At 68.4% G+C, this 17,568-nt stretch carries 19 protein-coding genes; 11 read left to right on the top strand and 8 right to left on the bottom strand.

The window, feature by feature from the left end; all coding sequences use genetic code 11:
• Positions 1 to 10 precede the first annotated feature (10 nt).
• The 5 genes from OG589_RS32730 to OG589_RS32710 all read left to right on the top strand — a co-directional run bounded on the left by OG589_RS32730 (position 11) and on the right by OG589_RS32710 (position 4,470).
• Positions 11 to 1,207, top strand: a complete 1,197-nt coding sequence (locus OG589_RS32730) for a cytochrome P450 (protein WP_405141927.1) — start codon at positions 11 to 13, stop codon at positions 1,205 to 1,207.
• Between the two features lie 403 nt (positions 1,208 to 1,610).
• A complete protein-coding gene (locus OG589_RS32725) occupies positions 1,611 to 1,760 on the top strand; it encodes a hypothetical protein (protein ID WP_358555124.1) in 150 nt (49 codons plus the stop codon).
• Between the two features lie 59 nt (positions 1,761 to 1,819).
• Entirely contained in the window at positions 1,820 to 2,797 is a 978-nt protein-coding gene (locus OG589_RS32720) for an MvdC/MvdD family ATP grasp protein (RefSeq protein ID WP_405141925.1), read from the top strand.
• 35 nt (positions 2,798 to 2,832) lie between these two features.
• Positions 2,833 to 3,762 carry a TIGR04500 family putative peptide maturation system protein gene (locus OG589_RS32715; protein WP_405141923.1) on the top strand — a complete coding sequence of 310 codons (930 nt, stop codon included), beginning with the start codon at positions 2,833 to 2,835 and terminating at the stop codon, positions 3,760 to 3,762.
• Between the two features lie 450 nt (positions 3,763 to 4,212).
• Entirely contained in the window at positions 4,213 to 4,470 is a 258-nt protein-coding gene (locus OG589_RS32710; protein ID WP_405141921.1) for a hypothetical protein, read from the top strand.
• A 135-nt stretch (positions 4,471 to 4,605) separates the two neighbouring features.
• Here OG589_RS32710 and OG589_RS32705 read toward each other — a convergent pair whose 3' ends face one another.
• Positions 4,606 to 5,499 carry a LysR family transcriptional regulator gene (locus tag OG589_RS32705; RefSeq protein WP_405141919.1) on the bottom strand — a complete coding sequence of 298 codons (894 nt, stop codon included), beginning with the start codon at positions 5,497 to 5,499 and terminating at the stop codon, positions 4,606 to 4,608.
• 83 nt (positions 5,500 to 5,582) lie between these two features.
• On the opposite strand from OG589_RS32705, the gene OG589_RS32700 reads away from it, so the two are divergent.
• Positions 5,583 to 6,896: an aspartate aminotransferase family protein gene (locus OG589_RS32700; protein ID WP_405141917.1), complete on the top strand. Its 1,314-nt coding sequence runs from the start codon at positions 5,583 to 5,585 to the stop codon at positions 6,894 to 6,896.
• Between the two features lie 10 nt (positions 6,897 to 6,906).
• On the opposite strand, the gene OG589_RS32695 is transcribed toward OG589_RS32700, so the two are convergent.
• Positions 6,907 to 7,533: a TetR/AcrR family transcriptional regulator gene (locus OG589_RS32695; protein WP_405141915.1), complete on the bottom strand. Its 627-nt coding sequence runs from the start codon at positions 7,531 to 7,533 to the stop codon at positions 6,907 to 6,909.
• A 93-nt stretch (positions 7,534 to 7,626) separates the two neighbouring features.
• Here OG589_RS32695 and OG589_RS32690 point away from each other — a divergent pair, with 93 nt between their 5' ends.
• From OG589_RS32690 to OG589_RS32680, 3 genes are all read left to right on the top strand, one after another.
• Complete coding sequence (locus tag OG589_RS32690) at positions 7,627 to 8,499, top strand: alpha/beta fold hydrolase (protein ID WP_405141913.1); 873 nt, start codon at positions 7,627 to 7,629, stop codon at positions 8,497 to 8,499.
• Positions 8,500 to 8,958: 459 nt separating this feature from the next.
• On the top strand, positions 8,959 to 9,609 hold the full coding sequence (locus OG589_RS32685) for a formylglycine-generating enzyme family protein (protein WP_405152179.1): 651 nt from the start codon (positions 8,959 to 8,961) through the stop codon (positions 9,607 to 9,609).
• Between the two features lie 133 nt (positions 9,610 to 9,742).
• Entirely contained in the window at positions 9,743 to 10,888 is a 1,146-nt protein-coding gene (locus OG589_RS32680; RefSeq protein ID WP_405141911.1) for a sensor histidine kinase, read from the top strand.
• Positions 10,889 to 10,994: 106 nt separating this feature from the next.
• Here OG589_RS32680 and OG589_RS32675 read toward each other — a convergent pair whose 3' ends face one another.
• From OG589_RS32675 to OG589_RS32665, 3 genes are all read right to left on the bottom strand, one after another.
• Entirely contained in the window at positions 10,995 to 11,438 is a 444-nt protein-coding gene (locus OG589_RS32675) for an acyl-CoA thioesterase (RefSeq protein WP_405141909.1), read from the bottom strand.
• 3 nt (positions 11,439 to 11,441) lie between these two features.
• A complete protein-coding gene (locus tag OG589_RS32670; RefSeq protein ID WP_405141908.1) occupies positions 11,442 to 12,071 on the bottom strand; it encodes a TetR/AcrR family transcriptional regulator in 630 nt (209 codons plus the stop codon).
• Between the two features lie 68 nt (positions 12,072 to 12,139).
• Positions 12,140 to 12,526, bottom strand: a complete 387-nt coding sequence (locus OG589_RS32665; protein WP_405141906.1) for a TraR/DksA family transcriptional regulator — start codon at positions 12,524 to 12,526, stop codon at positions 12,140 to 12,142.
• Between the two features lie 322 nt (positions 12,527 to 12,848).
• Between OG589_RS32665 and OG589_RS32660 the strand changes: the two genes are divergently transcribed.
• On the top strand, positions 12,849 to 13,457 hold the full coding sequence (locus tag OG589_RS32660) for a hypothetical protein (protein WP_405141904.1): 609 nt from the start codon (positions 12,849 to 12,851) through the stop codon (positions 13,455 to 13,457).
• A gap of 168 nt (positions 13,458 to 13,625) precedes the next feature.
• The gene (locus tag OG589_RS32655; protein WP_405141902.1) at positions 13,626 to 13,907 is read left to right on the top strand and encodes a hypothetical protein; all 282 of its coding nucleotides are present in this window, start codon (positions 13,626 to 13,628) and stop codon (positions 13,905 to 13,907) included.
• Between the two features lie 110 nt (positions 13,908 to 14,017).
• Here OG589_RS32655 and OG589_RS32650 read toward each other — a convergent pair whose 3' ends face one another.
• Genes OG589_RS32650 through OG589_RS32640 form a run of 3 tightly spaced genes read right to left on the bottom strand, consistent with a single transcriptional unit; the run spans position 14,018 to position 17,563 of the window.
• Positions 14,018 to 15,031: an ABC transporter permease gene (locus tag OG589_RS32650; protein WP_405141900.1), complete on the bottom strand. Its 1,014-nt coding sequence runs from the start codon at positions 15,029 to 15,031 to the stop codon at positions 14,018 to 14,020.
• The gene (locus tag OG589_RS32645; RefSeq protein ID WP_405141898.1) at positions 15,028 to 15,990 is read right to left on the bottom strand and encodes an ABC transporter permease; all 963 of its coding nucleotides are present in this window, start codon (positions 15,988 to 15,990) and stop codon (positions 15,028 to 15,030) included. The genes OG589_RS32650 and OG589_RS32645 overlap by 4 nt, the downstream gene beginning before the upstream one ends.
• A complete protein-coding gene (locus OG589_RS32640; RefSeq protein WP_405141896.1) occupies positions 15,983 to 17,563 on the bottom strand; it encodes a sugar ABC transporter ATP-binding protein in 1,581 nt (526 codons plus the stop codon). The genes OG589_RS32645 and OG589_RS32640 overlap by 8 nt, the downstream gene beginning before the upstream one ends.
• Positions 17,564 to 17,568 lie beyond the last annotated feature (5 nt).

The following is a 17,568-nucleotide window of genomic DNA, read 5'->3' as shown; positions in this document are numbered from 1 at the left end:
AGGAACGACCATGGAACACACCGTCACAACGCTGCCGGCCGCGCGTCAGCCCGGCTGTCCCTTTGACCCGCCCAAGGAGCTGATCCAGGCCCGCGAGCACGGCCCGATCAGCCGCTACACCTTCCCCGGCGGAAAACCCGGCTGGCTGATCACCGGATACGACCTGGTCAGGTCGGTCCTGGCCGACTCGCGGTTCAGCTCGCGCAAGGAGCTCATGCTCCACCCGTCCATCGACATCACCGGCATGGAGGTCCCTCCGGCGCCGCCCGGCGAGTTCCTGCTCATGGACGAGCCACAGCACGGGCGCTATCGGAAACCGCTGGTGGGCAAGTTCACCGTACGGCGGATGCGACTGCTCACCGAGCGCGTCGAGCAGATCACCGCCGACCACCTGGACGCCATGGAGAAGGCCGGGCCGCCGGCGGACCTGGTGACCGCGTTCGCCAAGCCCATCCCCGCCATCGTGATGTGTGAGCTGCTGGGGGTGCCGTACCAGGACCGGGGCTCCTTCCAGGAGCAGGTCGACTCGTTCCTCAGCGGGGAGGCAAGCGACGAGGACCAGATAGCGGCCTACACCGCGACCCAGCACTACCTCGCGGAGCTCGTGGCCGCCAAACGCGCGAACCCCACCGACGACGTGCTCAGCGACCTCACTGACAGCGACCTGACCGACGAGGAGCTGAGGGGTGTCGCCCTGATCCTCCTGGCGGCCGGGCTCGACACCACCGCGAACATGCTGGCGCTGGGCACCTTCGCCCTGCTGCGCAACCCGGCGCAGCTCGCCGCGCTGCGCGCCGATCCCGCGCTCGCCGACCGGGCCGTGGAGGAGCTGCTGCGGTATCTGAGCGTCGCCAAGACGTTCATGAGGACGGCGCTGCAGGACGTCGAGCTGGGCGGCCAGACCATCGAGGCCGGTACGACGGTCATCCTGTCGTACAACACCGCCAACCGCGACCCCGAGCGCTTCGCCGATCCCCACATGCTCGACCTCCGGAGGCAGGACGGCGGGCACCTGGCCTTCGGCCACGGCATCCACCAGTGCCTGGGTCAGCAGCTGGCCCGCGTCGAGATGCGGGTCGCCTTCCCCGCGCTGGTCAACCGCTTCCCCGCGCTGCGCCTGGCCGTACCGGCTGAAGAGGTCGGCCTGCGCCCGGAGACCGCGGACATCTACGGGGTGAAGAGCCTCCCGGTCACCTGGAACGTGTGACCGCGAGCCAGTGACGGGCGTCAGATGACACTTCATGATTCCTTTCCACGGCGACGGTGTCGTAGGAGGCCCGGAGAGCGGTGAGGTAGGAAGGCTCGGTCACGCGGATCACCGTGGCCAGTTGCCCGGCGCCAGCCCCCATTTCTCAACTTCCCCGAACCGCCCCGACCATCGATGGCTCTCGAGCGGGAAACGATCAGTCCAATTGCGGGAAGCGATCTAGAACCATCCTTCTTTCGCGCAGGTCACACGTACTCGTGAACACCCCGGACAGCACAAGGGATCGGCAAGCCATGGCCAAGTCGATTTCAAGCGCCGGGTGGTGTGCTTCAGCCACGAGCTGAAGACGTCTCCGCACCTTCCCGGGCGGGGCGCGCGGCTCACTGTGAAGGAAGGAAAGAACATGAACAAGAAGATCGTGAGTCTGGACGATCTCAGCAACGAGCCGACGGCGATCGATGAGGCCGACCTCTTCCTCGTCGCCGGTGGCATGATGTCGCGCTGCTACAGCACGGGTGGACACCCGGCCACCGACTGGGTCTCCGACTACTAAGAACAATCGGGGCCGCGTGGGAGGAGCGCACGCTCCTCCCACGCGGCTGAGGAGGCTACATGCTACTGATCCTTAGTGAACCCGGCGACGCCACCGTGGAACTGGTCCTGCCCAAGCTGAAAGCCCGGGGCGCGGAAGTTCTCTGGTGGGATCCCAGCGAGTATCCGGCCGCCACCCAACTGACCGTCCGATTCGAAGCCGACGGCCCCGAACTCGCCCTGGCCGGAGGCGGGCGTGCCGTCGACCTTTCCGAGACGACGGCCGTGTGGAACAGACGCCCCGGGCAGCCTCGCGCCGCGGAAAGCGTCACAGCCGCCGATCAGCGGGATCGCGTGGCGGAACTCTCGGCGTGGTTTCTCGAAGGCTTCTGGGATCTGCTGGACGCGCGATGGTTGCCGGGCAGGCAGCCGGTGCTGCGCAGGGCGCACAACAAGCTGATCCACCTGGCCCTGGCCCAGAAACTGGGCTTCGCCGTGCCGCGGACCGTGGTCACCAACGATCCGTCCGAGCTGGTCCTCGCATATGAGCGGGCGGATGGCAGGCTCATCGCGAAACAGATGGAGCACACCCTGTTCCAGATCGACGGCGCGGTGCATGCCGTGTACACCACCGTCGTGGACCGAAGGGCTCTTGTGGGCCGCAACCGGATAGCCCACGAGCCGGCCATCTTGCAGCCGTATGTGCCCAAGGCCGTGGAGTTGCGGGTCACCGTGGTCGGGCGGCAGGTCTTCGCCGCCGAGATCGCCTCGCAGGATTCTCCGCGCACGCGCGACGACTGGCGTCACTATGACTTCCAACGCGCCCGCCACAGCGTGCACAACCTTCCCGACGACGTCGCCCGCCGGTGCGTGGACCTGGTCGCCGCGCTCGGCTTGTCGTTCGGGGCGATCGATCTCATCCTGACCCCCGACGGGGAGTACGTGTTTCTCGAGATCAACCCGAACGGCCAGTGGGCCTGGATCGAAGATTTGACCGGCCTGCCCATCAGCGACGCCATCGCCGACTGGCTCATGGCCGGAGAAACGGACGCGCAATGACTGACTCTCCCCTCGGCCCGGCCCTCGAAAGCGGCGTGAGCCTGCTGCGCGGGCTGACCCGCCGGCGTTCCGCGGTGGAGGACGCACATCGCACCGCCGCCGCCTGGGCCGAGTCGCACCCTTCGTTGGCCGCCCAGCTCGTGACCAGCCCGCGTCCCGGTTCGCCGGTCGTCGACTACGACCTGCTGATCGACGACCCTTCGGGCGGCACGATCATGCTCGGCGTGCAGGTGGACGACGGAGCGTCCTGGCTCGTTGATCATTCGACCCATTGGGCGGCCAGTAATCTGGTGACCGTCGACGGGCGGCACATCTCCATGTCCGAGGCGATGCTCATGCTCCGTTCGCTCACGCGCCCCGGGCAGTCGCCGCAGGAGGAGTTGGTGCGGAGCTGCGTCCTGCGCAACGCCGCCGCCGCCGAGCAGGTCACCCTGGAAGACATCCAGGCGGCCGCGGACGGCTTCCGGAAGCGGCGCGGCCTTACCAGCCGCGACGCGATGCTGAAGTGGCTGGAACGGATGGATCTGAGCGCCGAAACGTTCCATGACCACATGGCCACGAGTGCCAGAGATCACAAGTTTCGCACCCGGATGCGTGATGAACTGGGCCCCGGGCATCTGGCCCGTCATCGCGACCAGTTCGCGCGGGTATGGGCGGCCTGGGTGCTGTCGGAGGATGCGATCGACGCCGCCGAACTCCACGGCTCTCTCAGCGACCGGTGGGAGCTACGACTGACCAAGACTCGGGGATGGTCCGGCGATCTGCCCTCACCCCTGCGAGAGGTACCGGCCGGAGGCAGCGTTGGACCGGTTCCCTTCGAAGGACGCTTCCTGACGGGCTTGATCCTCAAACGGGAGGAGGCCGTAGAGGACGCAGGCACCCTGGAGGCCGCGGGTGAGGCAGCCTTCGATCAGTGGCTAGCCGACGCCGCCAACCAGGCGCAGATCACATGGCATTGGCTTTGAGCTTGTCGTTCAACCGCTGATCTGCGCATTTGCGGCATTCTTCGCCTTCCTCGATCGCGAAACCCAGGGCGGGGCGAAGCTCGTGGGTGTCTCTCTATTGCGGGACGGCAGACACTAAGAGCCATCCAAGAAGACGACTATGCTGCCGCGTAGCCCAAAGCCCTGACGTGTCTGTCGAATCGGGGCAACTCCCAGCAAAGCGCTTAACGGTGGGCGTTGAGCTGATCACTTTTCGCAGGAGAGACAAGATGATCAAGCCCCTCCCCGGCAGGCCCACCAGCCCACATGAGCTGTCTGACGTCCCGATCTCAACACGGCTGGAGCGCTGGCACGAACTGTCCGACCGTGACCTGCACGTGCAGGCGATCGCCACGTTGAAATCCCGGGACGATTACCACCCCAGCCGCCACGGTGACGCCGGCAAGTACCCGCCGCTGACCGCAGGCGAGCATGTCGAACTGTTGGTACTGGGGGAGTTCCATCGCGAGGAGCATCCGGAACCCCGCCCACGTCGACCGGGCGCTCCAGGCGGGCGTGACCTGGCAGCAGGTGGCCACGGCGACCGGCCAGGACGAGCAGGACGCGCGCCGGGACTACCAGGTGTGGGCTGACGACCGGCACGATCTGCACCAGGACTACCCCGGCACCACCAGCGGCATGACCGACGAACAGCATGCCCAGGCGAGCGCCCGAGCGGCCGCGCCGTGATCGTCAGGAGGACAAGGTTCGGCGGTTGCGCCAAGATTCCCAAGGATGGCGGCTCACCGAGACGCGCAAGCGCCGAGGCCTCACCCAGATCCAGGTCGCCGCGCGCCCCCGCAGCCGACGGCCGGACACGTCGGACTAACGGCCGTGAGCGGCTCGCAGCTCGTGGAGCACTGCGTTGACCGCCGGCTGGGACGCCCGCGGCCGGCGTACCGCCGCGGTGATCCGCCGGGGCACCGGTGCCCGCAACTCCCGGGTGACCACGTCGAAGCGCGGCTCCACCGCCAGGCTCGGCAGCAGCGCGACCGACAGGCCCGCCTCCACGTGCTGTAACGCGATCATGTAGTTGTTGAACCGGCACATGACCATCGGTTCGAAACCCGCCTCCCGGCACAGCCGGGTCGCCAGGTCGGACATGTACGAGCCGGTCACGTCGAACGCCCACCGCTGGTCCGCGCAGGCCGCCAAGTCGATGGTCTCGTGCGCCGCCAACGGGTGGCAGGCGGGCAGCACCACCACGATCGTGTCCTCGGCTATCGGCACGAGGTCGATGCCCGGGTCGAGTTCCGCGCCGACGAAGTCGGGGGTCGTGATGATGATGTCCACGTCGCCGCGCCGCAGGGCCTGCATGCTCTCGTGTGGCTCCAGCTCCTGCAGCACCACCGCGACGTCCGGATATCGGGCCTCGAGACGTGCGACGGCCGGCACGGCGAAGGCGTGCACCGCGCTCTGGAACATCGCCAACGTGACCGTACCGGCCGGTTCGTCGCCCAGCCCACGCAACTCCGCCTCCGCGGCGTCCATCGCGGCCAGGATCCCCCGAGCGCGCTTGGCCAGCAGCACCCCGGCCGCGGTCAGGCGGACCCGCCGCCCGGTGCGCTCCAGCAGTGCTGTGCCGGTCTCCCGTTCCAGCACGCCGAGCTGCTGGGACACTGCGGACGGGCTCAGGTTGCCGGCCTGCGCCACGGCCCGGACCGTGCCGAGCACCTCCAGGTCGGCGAGCAGGCGCAGCCGCCAAGGATTCAGCGTCATGCCGAGACTGTACGGCGTGGCTGAACAGTAGCGGCACTTTTCTGAGATGGACGTGACGCTCGGCGTCTACCTACCGTGAACGCATGAGTGACACCTTCTGGTCAGACGCCGACCGCCACCTCGTCCGCTACTCCGGCGCCGGCGGCTTCGTATCGGAGATCATCGAACGGGCTGAGGGCAGCTTCGTCATCACCTCTGGTGGTCGTCGCATCCTCGACTTCACCTCCGGGCAGATGAGCGCGATCCTCGGGCACTCGCATCCCGACATCGTCGCCACCGTCCAGCGTCAGTCCGCCACCCTCGACCACCTGTTCAGCGGCATGCTCAGCCGTCCGGTGGTCGACCTGGCCCGCCGACTCGCCGACTCGCTGCCCGATCCCCTGAGCAAGGTGCTGCTGCTCACCACCGGCGCGGAGGCGAACGAGGCGGCGATCCGGATGGCCAAGCTGGTCACCGGCAGGCACGAGATCGTCTCGTTCACCCGTTCCTGGCACGGGATGACGCAGGCGGCCGTGAACGCCACGTACAGCTCCGGCAGAAAGGGGTACGGTCCGGCCGTGCCCGGCAACCTCGCGATCCCCACCCCGAACCCGTACCGGCCGGATTTCACCACCGCCGGCGGCGAGCTGGACTGGCGGCGGCAGCTGGCCTTCTCCTTCGACCTGATCGACGCGCAGTCTGTGGGGAGCCTGGCCGCGTGCATCGTCGAACCGATCCTCAGCTCGGGCGGCGTGCTCGATCTGCCGCCCGGCTACCTGGCCGCCCTGCGCGACAAATGCCGCGAGCGCGGCATGCTGCTGATCCTGGACGAGGCGCAGACCGGCCTGTGCCGCACCGGCGACTGGTACGCGTTCCAGCGCGACGGTGTTGTACCGGACATCATCACGCTGTCCAAGACGCTCGGCGCCGGGCTACCGCTGGCCGCGGTGGTCACCAGCGAGGAGATCGAGCAGGCCGCGCACGACCGTGGATTCCTTTTCTTCACCACGCACGTCTCTGATCCGCTGGTCGCCGCGGTCGGCAACACCGTCCTGGACGTCCTGGAACGCGACCAGCTGGACCGGCGGGCCGCGGAACTGGGCGCGCGCCTGCGACAGGGCCTGATCGCGATGGCGGAGCGGCACGAGGTGATCGGCGACGTCCGCGGCCGCGGCCTGTTGGTCGGTTTGGAGCTGGTCCTGGACCGCGAGACCAAGGAGGGCTCGGACGAGCTGGGCGCGGCGGTCACCCGGCGCTGCCTGGAACTCGGCCTGCACATGAACGTGGTCCAGCTCCCCGGCATGGGCGGGGTGTTCCGGATCGCGCCGCCGCTCACCTCCACCGCCGCCGAGCTGGACCTGGGCCTGGAAATCCTGGATGCGGCGATCGGCGACATCGCCCCCAAATTCCTGACCTGAATGAGCTCCTTCACCCACTGACCCCGTCAATGTAAGAGTTGATCAGCCGGGCGAGGTGTCGGCCGGCGATCTCCAGTGGCTCATCGCTTCTCGAAACCTGTGCGGCGAGCTCCGCGCCCTCAAGGGTGTTGATCACTGTGTGGGCTAGGTCGAGGACGTCGTTCTCGGCGATGTTCGTGTGGCGCAGATGGTCGGTGACCAGGCCTCGCCAGTGCTCGAAGGACTCGGTGACGGCCTGCTGGATCTCCGGGACACGCCCAGACGTTTCCAGGGCGGTGGCCGTGATCGGGCAACCGTCGAGCCAGCCGGAGTCGCGCAGGTGCGTGGCGAGTATCCGGGTGCACGCGATCATCGCGTCAGCCGGATCATCCTCGCCGGCCAGCGCTTCGCGCAGGATGTCGGCGAACTCCTGATCGGCGTGGCGGACCGCCTCGACGGCCAGTTCCTGCTTCCCGCTGGGGAAGAAGTGGTAGACCGAGCTGAGCGCGACGCCGGCCTCTCGGGAGATCTGCTTGATCCCGGTTCCTTCGTAGCCTTGTCGCTGCATCAGCCGTGAGGTTGTCCGGACGATGCGCTCGCGGGTGCCGAGAGAGGCGGCCGGCCGGACTACCTGAGCCTGCCGTGTCATGTCGTTCATCTCACCACAGTACTGGTTGGAACGTTCGCTACAGGCGCGTGTTATGTTGGGTAGAACGTTCGTTACAGACGCCTCGAAGTGAGGAGCAGAGACATGCAACAAAAGCGCGTTACCGCCAACGGGATCGACTTCGCCTATCTGGAGGAGGGCGAGGGACCGCTGGCACTGCTGCTGCACGGTTTTCCGGAGGCCCCGAGCATGTACCGGCACCTGATGCCCGTCCTCGCGGAGGCGGGTTACCGGGCCATCGCCCCCGCCATGCGCGGCTTCGCCCCGACCCAGATCCCGCCGGACGGCAGCATGCGTATCGCCGACCTGATCGCCGATGCCAACAGCCTGCACGAGGAACTGGGCGGTGACACGGACGCGGTCATCATCGGACATGACTGGGGCGGCTTCTCCACCTGGGGTGCCGCGGCCCACGCGCCTGAACGCTGGTCAAAGGTCGTGGTGGCCGACGTCCCGCCGGTCCGGTTCTACGACCGCAAGGCCACGGACCCCGTTCAGATCCACAAGAACAGCCACTTCTACTTCTTCCAGATGGCCATCGCGGATCAGATCGTGCCCGTGAACGACTTCGCCTATCTCGACTGGCTCTGGGAACACTGGAGTGGGTCCGTCCCGGGCTTCGACTCCACCGAGGACCGGAAGGCCGGGAAGGACAGCCTGAGGGCACCGGCCAACCTGCGTTCAGGTCTCGGGCTCTATCGCGACAACTTCAACTCGGTGACATTCGGAACCGACAAGTGGGAGATGGGAGCCGTATTGGCCGAGCTTCCCTCGCAGCCGACGCTCTACCTGCACGGCAGTGAGGACCCCGTGGTCGACGCGGCGACACTCGCCGACATCGTCGACGTGCTGCCCCCGGGCTCGGACGGCGCCCTACTGGAAGGGGTGGGCCACTTCCCGTTCCTGGAGCAGCCCGAGGAGGTGAACCAGCGGATCCTCAAGTTCCTGACGGCCTGACACACGGCCGGCCCCGGTGAGCCCCTCGCCGAGCGAGGGGCTCGCCACCGAACGGCGTACCCGCGAATTCTTCTCCTGCCGGCCGGTCGCCTCGCACCCGCTGACGCTTGGGACATGATGCCGATCTTGAACCTGCGATGCCACATCTGCTACCGTCATTTCGGAAAATCACGGTCAGGCGTGAATATCACGACCGCCTGAATACGAGGTAGTCAGGAGCCGGGCGATGGACAGGAAGGTGGCGACCATGATGGTCTGCTCCGCCTGTGATCCGGCCGCTTCCTCCTGTTGTCGCGACTGACGCGCAGCTCGTACCTTTGTACCGCCCCACAGGCGGATTCTCTCAACGCGATTAAGTGACGCCGCGTATTTCGTCTTCCAAAAAGAGTGGACCATCATGTCTGAAACGCTTTTGCCGATAGAGCCGCGGTCGAACGCGCCGTGGCGATCGCCGAGCGCATGATCGGCATACCCGCCGGGAAGATCGTCCTGCGGGACGAGGGCACGAAGACGAACTGGGAGGCCGAGGTGGCGGCCTTCCGGCTCGCGCCCTGCCCCGTGACCCGCGAGCTGTACCGCGCCGTTCGAGGTGAGGCGCCCGCGAGTGCGGCGGGCCCGCGTACGCCGGTGACCGAGGTCTCCTGGATCGAGGCCGTTCGGTTCTGCAACCTGCTCTCCCGGGCCAGGGAGCTCAACCCCTGCTACTCGATGGGCGACGACCCCGACGGGCAGGACGTGGTCTGCGACTGGGAGGCCGACGGCTATCGCCTCCCCTCCGAGGCGGAGTGGGAGTACGCGTGCAGGGCCGGGACCTCCGGCGTCCGCTATGGAGAGCTGGACGAGATCGCCTGGTACCGGGGGAACAGCGGCGGCGAGGTCCACGACGTCGCGACCAAGGCGCCGAACGCCTGGGGCCTCTACGACATGATCGGCAACGTGTGGGAGTGGTGCTGGGATGTCTATGACCCCAGGGTCTACGGCCCGTACCGCGTATTCCGCGGCGGAGGTTTGTACGATCAGCCCCGAGGATGCCGGGCATCGTGCCGCCGCAAGAGTCACCCGGCCTTCAACATCGACGATCTCGGCTTCCGGCTCGCCCGGTCTCTGTGAGCCGTCACCGGGTTCGAGCGCGTCGAGGTTCTGCCCTGTCATGGGATGAAGGTGATCTTGTCGTAGACGAAGCGGGGCGGTGCCGCTGACCCTGAGTCGTGTTTTCGCTGGTAAAGGTTGCATGATGAGTGGTATGCGGGGGAAGTGGACTGGGTTCACCGCACGCCACCGTGGCGAGATCGGGGACGTGCTGCTGGCTGCTGCCGTCCTGGCGTTCACGATCCCGACGACGCTCATGGGCGAGTCCTTCTCGCTGGTGGGTCGCGCGCCGGAGTGGCTGCTGATCCTCGTCGGCGCCGTCACGGCCGTGACCATGCTGCTGCGTCGTCGTACGGCCTGGCCGATGATCGTCGGCGCGGTCGCCTGCGCCGTGCTCGTCGGGGCGACCGTGCCGCTGGCCCTCGCCGCCTACTCGATGACGGCGGAGGCCAAGGTGCGCCGCTGGCGGTGGGTCGCCATGGCCATGACGGGCGTCTACATCGTCGTCGACTACGTGAACCCCTACACCGACCAGTTCCTTTACCTGATCACCGTGCGGGCGCTGACGCTGGTGTACCTGCCCGCGCTGGTCGGCACGTGGGTGCATGAATACCGCAGCATGAACGCCGAGCTGCGTACCGGGGTCAGGTTGCGTGAGGAGCACGCCGCCTCCCAGGAGCGGCGGTGGATCGCGGCTGAGCTGCACGACACCGTGACCCACGCGGTCACCGCCATGGTGCTCAATGCGGGGATCATCCAGGACACCGAGGACCACGCCGAGGTCCGCAAGCTGGCCACCACCATCGAGGACAAGGGCGTGCAGGCGCTCACCGAGCTGCGCGGCCTGCTCACGGTGCTCCGGCGCGAGGAGGTCTACCAGTCGTTGCAAGGGGTGGAGGCGATCCCCCAGCTGGTGGAGGAGGCGAGGGACATCGGCCTGCGGATCGACCTCCACCTCGACGTCCCGCAGGGCGCCCTGTCCCGGCAGCTGGGCCACGAGTGCTTCCGGGTGGTCCAGGAAGGGCTCAACAACGTCCGCAAGCACGCGCCCGGATCGGAGGTGCGGGTCGTCTGCGAGGCCAACGGTGACGTGGTCAACGTCTCGGTGGTGAACACAGGGGAGGGCCGGACGGAGACCGTCCGGGACTGCCCGGTGCTGGAGTCGGGCTTCGGGCTGGCCGGCCTGTGGGAGCGGATCACCCTCGCCGGAGGCCGGCTCGAATCAGGCCCCACGACCGAGGGCGGTTACGCCCTGACGGCCCAGGTCCCCTTCCAGCCCGTACGAGAAGACCAGACATAGATCAACTCGCGTGGCGTCCCGTGACGCGGAAGCAGGCGAACTCCCGTACACCAACTGCGTCCGACCAGCGTGCTCGTCCCCGCGATTCGCAGGTCGGAGGAGATGCTCACCCACCGGCCGAGCCGAGCAGAGGGACGATGGCCTCGCGTACGGTGACGCCGATGGGGCTCGGGCGCAGCGTCGCCGGGTCGATCTTCACCTGTACGCGCCGGCCTTCCGCGTGGACGACGGTGTGGTCGCCTGACAGGACGCGGAAGCCGTAGACCACGCTGGTCGTGCCGAGGCGCTCGACCCAGAAGTGCACGGCCACCTCGCCCACCGTGTTGACGGGGACGTGGTAGGTGATGGCGAACTCGCGCACCACGAAGAAGACCTCGGCGAAGTGCGGCCGGGTCGGGTCGAACGGCCAGCCGTGCCCGGCCCAGTAGGCCGACAGCGCGCGTTCGAGCAGCAGGACGTACCGGCCGTTGTGGACCACGCCCATCGCGTCGAGGTCCTCGAAGTGGATCTGGACGGGCTGGACGTGCCCCGTCTGAAGGGCGGTGGTCATATGTCAGGCCTCCGGGAGGATGGTGGGGTCGGTCGCGAGCGCGCGGAGCCGGTCGAGCACGGCGCGGCGGGCGTAGGCGTAGCCGCTCTCGCGGCGCAGAAGGTGGGCGTGGACGACCACGGCCTCGCCGAGCGCCTGGATCTCGAAGGCGAGCTGCCCGACGTCGGTGCCCTCCCGCAGCTCTCCTCGCTCGACGGCCTGGGCGGCGATCGTGGTCAGCAGGCGCATCCAGTCGTCGTTGGCCTGGGCGACGGACTCGCGCACAGGGCCCGGCCGGTCGTCGAGCTCGGCGCCGACGGCGGCGAAGAAGCAGCCGCCGGGAAGTGTCCCGGCCTCGTAGAAGGCCAGGCGATGCTCGTGCAGCGCCCAGAGGCGCGGCAAGGCCTTGGGGGCTCGCAGGGCGGGGCGCACGATGAGATCGGTCCACTGCTGCCGGGCGTGCTCGACGATCGCGAGCTGCAGCCGCTCTTTGTCGGGCCAGTGCACGAACAGCCCCGACTTGCTGACGCCGAGGGTCTGCGCGAGCCGCGCGAGGGACAGGCCCTCAAGGCCCTCCACCGAGGCCAGCGAGACCGCGGTGTCGAGCACGGCCTGCCGGGTGCGCTCCCCGCGCAGGAGTCGTCCGTCGATCACCCTTCGACCCTACCAAACAAAGTGACCGACCGATCATATAGATTTAATTTCGTAGGGCCAGCCGCGGGTCAGTGTCTCTTGGACGCGCAGGCGATGCAGGTCTTCGCCGCCGGGCGCGCCTTGAGGCGTTCGAGGGCGATGGGGCCGCCGCACCTTTCGCACACCCCGTACGTGCCGTCGCGCAGGCGTTCGAGAGCGTGGTCGAGGTCGGTGAGATGGGTGGCCGTCTGGTCGAGTAGCGACTGGATGTGAGCCCGTTCGAAGGCGGTCGAGGATCCTTCGGGGTCGTGCTCGTCGTCGGTGGCCGCCATCGCGGAGGACTCGACGATGTCGGTCCAGTCGCGCGTCAGCGAGGCGACGCGTGACATGGTGCGCTCGCGGTCGGCGCCGAGAAGGTTCCGCATGGTCGCCTGCTCCGAGGGGGAGAGGGCGGCGTCCTGAGATCGCTCAGCCATCACGGCCTCACCTCCTGATCCAGCTTATTCACGCCCGCCGCGAACCCTGTCGGCCGGGCGGGACGGGGAGCCGGTCGGTGGCCTGGCGGACGGCGAAACCGCCTGCCGCTGGAGGAATGGGGCTCCCGGAAACGGAGGAATGGCGCGATAACCCCGAAGAACGTTCCTTTCAGACGAGAACAACATATGTCTTCTTTGCCGTTCGAGGTGTTTACCTGATAACCGCCGAACGGGCGCCCATGGCATGTCACAGTGGGGGAACCCGCGCTCGGCGCGGGCGTCGATATTCGTATGGCACGCGTCTGGTCCGTCGGAGGTCTGAGTGGCGACAGTCGACAACGGGGATGGAAAGACGTCCGGATGGCCGCGCATTCTGGTGCCCGCCCTCATCGGCACCGCCGCGGTGCTCATCGCCTCAGCGATCGGCTATTCCGCCACGACTCCGGTCAAGTCGCCCTCGTCGGCCCCGCCCGCCTCCCAGGGCTCCTGCGAGCGGCTGGCTTCGCGCGTCGCGGTGCGCCAGGTGAGCGCCGCCATCGTGTTCCCCGAGGTGTCGTACGCGGTCGACGACGCGGGCGACCGGCCGCGCATCGACCTGGCCGGAAGCTATCGGGGGGCCATCGACGAGGGCAAACGTGTCGCCGTCATCGTGCGGGCCGATCCCCGCTCGTACGACTCGACGCCCGAGCACCAGCCGGGGGACGGCCGTTACTACTACGAGCAGGAGCTCCAGATCGACGAGCAGGCGCACTGCTGGTCGGCGATGTCGCTCAACCCGGCGCACAGCGGGTCGAGCGGGCTGGTCTGGCATATCTACCTGGCCCTGGTCCCCGCAGACTTCGGCGTCACCTCCGTGTCCGCGCGCAACGAGGTCGAGGACGGCGTCTTCAACGGCCTGGACGTGCTCGCCGCGTTCACCGTACGCACCTAGCCCCTCTTATGCCGAAATATCAACTCAATACGGGCAAAAGGTCTCGTCTATAGGAATTAGCTCATATCTCCTTATCCATGCCTATCGTTACCAGCCATGGCGAAGGGTAGGAAAGTAGCGTCAAGACGCCGCTATCAAGGGGGGCATATGATCAGGACACTCCACCGAATGGGCATCCGATCCGGCATGATGTACACGGCCGGCATCGTCTCCGTCGGCGCGTCATTCGTTTCGTGGCTTCTGTCCAAGGAGTACGAGCAGGATCTCGCCCGCGCCGACCGCTGGGGCCTGTTCGTCGGCGAGTGGGCGCCGACCTTCTTCGCGATCGGCGTCGCCCTCAGGATCGAGGAGACCCGCGAGGAGGTCATGACCGGTCGCACCGAGGAGGACCGGCGCCAGCAGGATCGCATGGGCCGACGCCTCGGTGGCCGCGTGACCGCCGGCGTCTAGCGGAGCCACGGGCCGTCGAAGGAACATGGTCGGCCGCGCGTCTTGCGAGCCACGGGCCGTCGGAGGAACACGGCCGGCCGCGCGCCTGAGGCATGCGGCCGGCCCGCGCGTCAGTTCAGCCGTTGCGCCTTGCTGAGCAGGCGCTGCGCGATCACCACCAGGGCCAGGAACCCGCCGCTCACCACCTGCTGGAAGGACGAGGTGAGGTCCCCGATCTGGTTGATGAGGCTCTGGATCACCCCGAGCAGCAGCACCCCTGCGACCGTGCCGGTCACCCCGCCCGCGCCGCCGGTCAGCAGGGTGCCGCCGATGACCACGGCCGCGATCACGTCCAGCTCCAGCCCGATGCCGAGGATGGTGACCCCCGAGGACAGCCGGGCCGCGTTGAGCGCCCCCGCGAGCCCGGCGAGCAGGCCGGACATGAGGTACACCAGCACCTTGGTGCGGGCGACGGGTACGCCCATCAGCGTCGCGGCGTGCTCGTTGCCCCCGATCGCGAAGACGTTCTGGCCGAACCCCGTGCGTTGCAACAGGAGCATCCCGAGCAGGGCGAGCGCGGCGGCGATGTACACGGGGTAGGTCAGGCCGAGAAGCTCGCCCTGCCCGAGGCGGGCGAAGGCCGGATCCTTGACCAGGTAGGTCGTCGCGCCCTCGTCCGAGATGGCGAGCATCAGCCCGCGCACGCCGAGGAGGCCGGCCAGCGTCACGATGAAGGGCGCCATGCCGGTGCGCGCGATGATCAGACCCTGGACCAGCCCCACCGTCCCGCACACCGCGAGGGGGAGCAGCAGCGCCACCAGCACCCCCGCCTGCGAGCCGTACGCCGCGAGCACGCCGCCGAGGACGAACAGCGACCCGACGGACAGGTCGATGCCGCCACTGATGATCACGAAGGTCATGCCGAGCGCGATGACGGCCAGGAAGGACGACGAGACCACGACGCTCGCCGCGTTCTCCGCGGTGGCGAAGAAGTCGAAGGCGACGCTCCCGGCCGCCACCAGGGCCACCAGGACGATGAGGGCCCCGTGGTGCTGCAGGACGTGCCCGAGCCGCTCGCGCCGCGCCGCGCCCGCGCCGCGTACGGCCGGGGTCTCGAACGCGGGGACCACCTTGGAGTCGGTCATCGCGATCCACGCTCCCGGGTGACGTACACGGCGGCGAGGATGATGACCGCCTGGACCATCTGGGTCCACGACTGGGGCAGGTTGTGCTTGATCAGGGTGGCCGACAGCAGTTGCATCAGCAGGGCTCCCATGACGGTGCTGAAGACCCTGATGCGCCCGCCGGCGAGCGGGGTGCCCCCGACGACGACCGCGGTGATCGCGGAGAGCTCGATGAACAGGCCGAGCGAGGTTGGGTCGCTGGCCTGCAGGCGGGCCGTGGCCAGCACTCCCGCCAGCGCCGCCAGCACACCGGAGATCATGTAGACCGTGAGCAGCACACGCTTCACCGGCAGGCCGGAAAGCTCGCTCGCGGTGCGGTTGCCTCCGATCGCGACGACCTGCCTGCCGAACGTCGTCCGCCGTACGAGGAACGCCACGAGCAGGGTCAGCGCCGCCGCGATCACCACGATGACCGGCACGCCCGCCACCGAACTGCTGCCGAGCGCGATGAGGTCCGGATTGCGGAACTCCATGAGCTGCGGCACGAGCACGTTGGCCACGCCCCGCACGCCGACCAGCAGGGCGAGCGTGGCGACGATCGGCTGCACGCCCACGTACGCGACCAGGGAGCCTCCGGCCGCCCCGACGGCGGCGCCCGCGACGAGGGCGACCAGCAGGGCGGGCAGCACGCCGTACCCGAGGTAGAGCACCACCATCGCGGCCGACAGCGCCATCACCGACCCCACCGACAGGTCGATGCCCTGCGTGCCGATCACCAGGGCCATGCCCAGCGACACGATCACGATCGGGGTGACCTGGACGAGCTGGGTACGGAAGTTCGCGACGTCCAGGAAGCGGGGCGTGAACAGCACGTTGAGCACCAGGAGCGTCAGCACCGCGGCGTAGACCCCGTACTCCTGGAGCCAGGCGAACAGCCGCGCCCGGTCCACGCGCGGGAGCGCCGCCGTCGTCTCAGTCATGGGACTCCCCCCTCGTAGAGTGGGCCGCCGGTGTCGTCGAGGCGGCCGGAGCGTGGTCGGCGATGGAGGCCATGATCCCTTCCTCGGTGACCTCGGCGCCGGACAGCTCGCCCACGACCGCCCCCTCGCGGAGGACGACGATGCGGTCGGAGCCCTCGGCGAGCTCCTCCAGGTCCGAGGAGATCAGCAGCACGCCCAGGCCCTCGCCGGCCAGTTCCTCGATCAGGGCCTGGACCTCCGCCTTGGCGCCCACGTCGATGCCTCGGGTGGGCTCGTCGAGCAGCAGCGCCCTGGGCCGCATCGCGAGCCAGCGGGCGAGGAGCACCTTCTGCTGGTTGCCCCCGGACAGCTCTGAGACCTTCTGGTGCGGCGAGGAGGCCTTGATCCGCAGCTTGCGCATGAAGGCCGCGACCACCTCGTCGATGCGGGCGTCCGACACCACCCCACCTCGCGCGAGGGAGGGAAGCGAGGCCAGGACGATGTTCTCGCGAACGGACAGATTGGGGATGATGCCCTCGGCCTTGCGGTCCTCGGGCAGCAGGCTGACCCCGGCCCTGATCGCCGTGCTCGTGGACCCGCGCCGCAGCGGGAACCCGGCCACGAGCACCTCACCGGAGTCGAGCGGCATCGCCCCCATGATCGCCTTGGCGGTCTCGCTGCGGCCCGCGCCGAGCAGCCCGCCGAGGCCGACCACCTCGCCCGGCCGCACGCTGACCGAGACCTCGCTGAGCACGTGCCTGCGGGTGAGCCCGCGTGCCTCCACGACGGGCTCGCCGGTGGCCACTGCCTCGTGGTCCCGGGAGAACCTCGTCGCGCCGCCCGTCCTGACCTCGTCCAGGTCGCGGCCGAGCATGAGGGAGATGAGCTGGAGCCGTTCGAGACCGGCCAGCGGACCGGTGTGCGCCGTGCGGCCGTCCCGCAGCACCGTCACCCGGTCGCACACCTGGTACAACTCGTCGAGCCGGTGGCTGACGTAGACCACGCCGATGCCGTCGTCGCGGAGCCGTCTGATCACCCCGAACAGCGTCTCCACCTCGCGGGGTTCGAGGGACGAGGTGGGCTCGTCCATGATGACGACCCTGGCGTCCACCGAGATCGCCCTGGCCAGGGCCACCATCTGCTGGGCGCCCATGCCGAGGGTGCGGAGGGGGCGCCGCACGTCCGTCCTGACCCCGTAGCCGGAAAGGACGCGCTCCGCCTCGGCGTACATGCGGGTGGCGTCGATGACCCCGAGCCGGTTGCGGGGCTCGCGCCCGAGCAGCAGGTTGCGGGCCACGCTCATCATGGGGACGAGGTTGATCTCCTGATAGATCGTGGAGATGCCCGACCGCCGGGCGTCCAGCGGGGTGGCGAAGGCCGCAGGGGCACCCTGGTAGCGCAGCTCACCGCCGTCCGGCCGGTAGACCCCGGTGAAGATCTTGATCAGTGTCGACTTCCCCGCGCCGTTCTCGCCGACCAGCGCGTGCACCTCTCCCGGGAGCACCGCGAACGACACGCGGTCGAGCGCGACGACGCCCGGGAAGCGCTTGGTGATCTGCCTGGCCTCCAGCACGGGCTCATCGGACGTGCCCAATGGCT

The organism is Sphaerisporangium sp. NBC_01403, from assembly GCF_045040145.1.
Lineage (GTDB): Bacteria > Actinomycetota > Actinomycetes > Streptosporangiales > Streptosporangiaceae > Sphaerisporangium > Sphaerisporangium viridialbum.
This window is presented reverse-complemented; position numbering and strand designations above follow the sequence as displayed.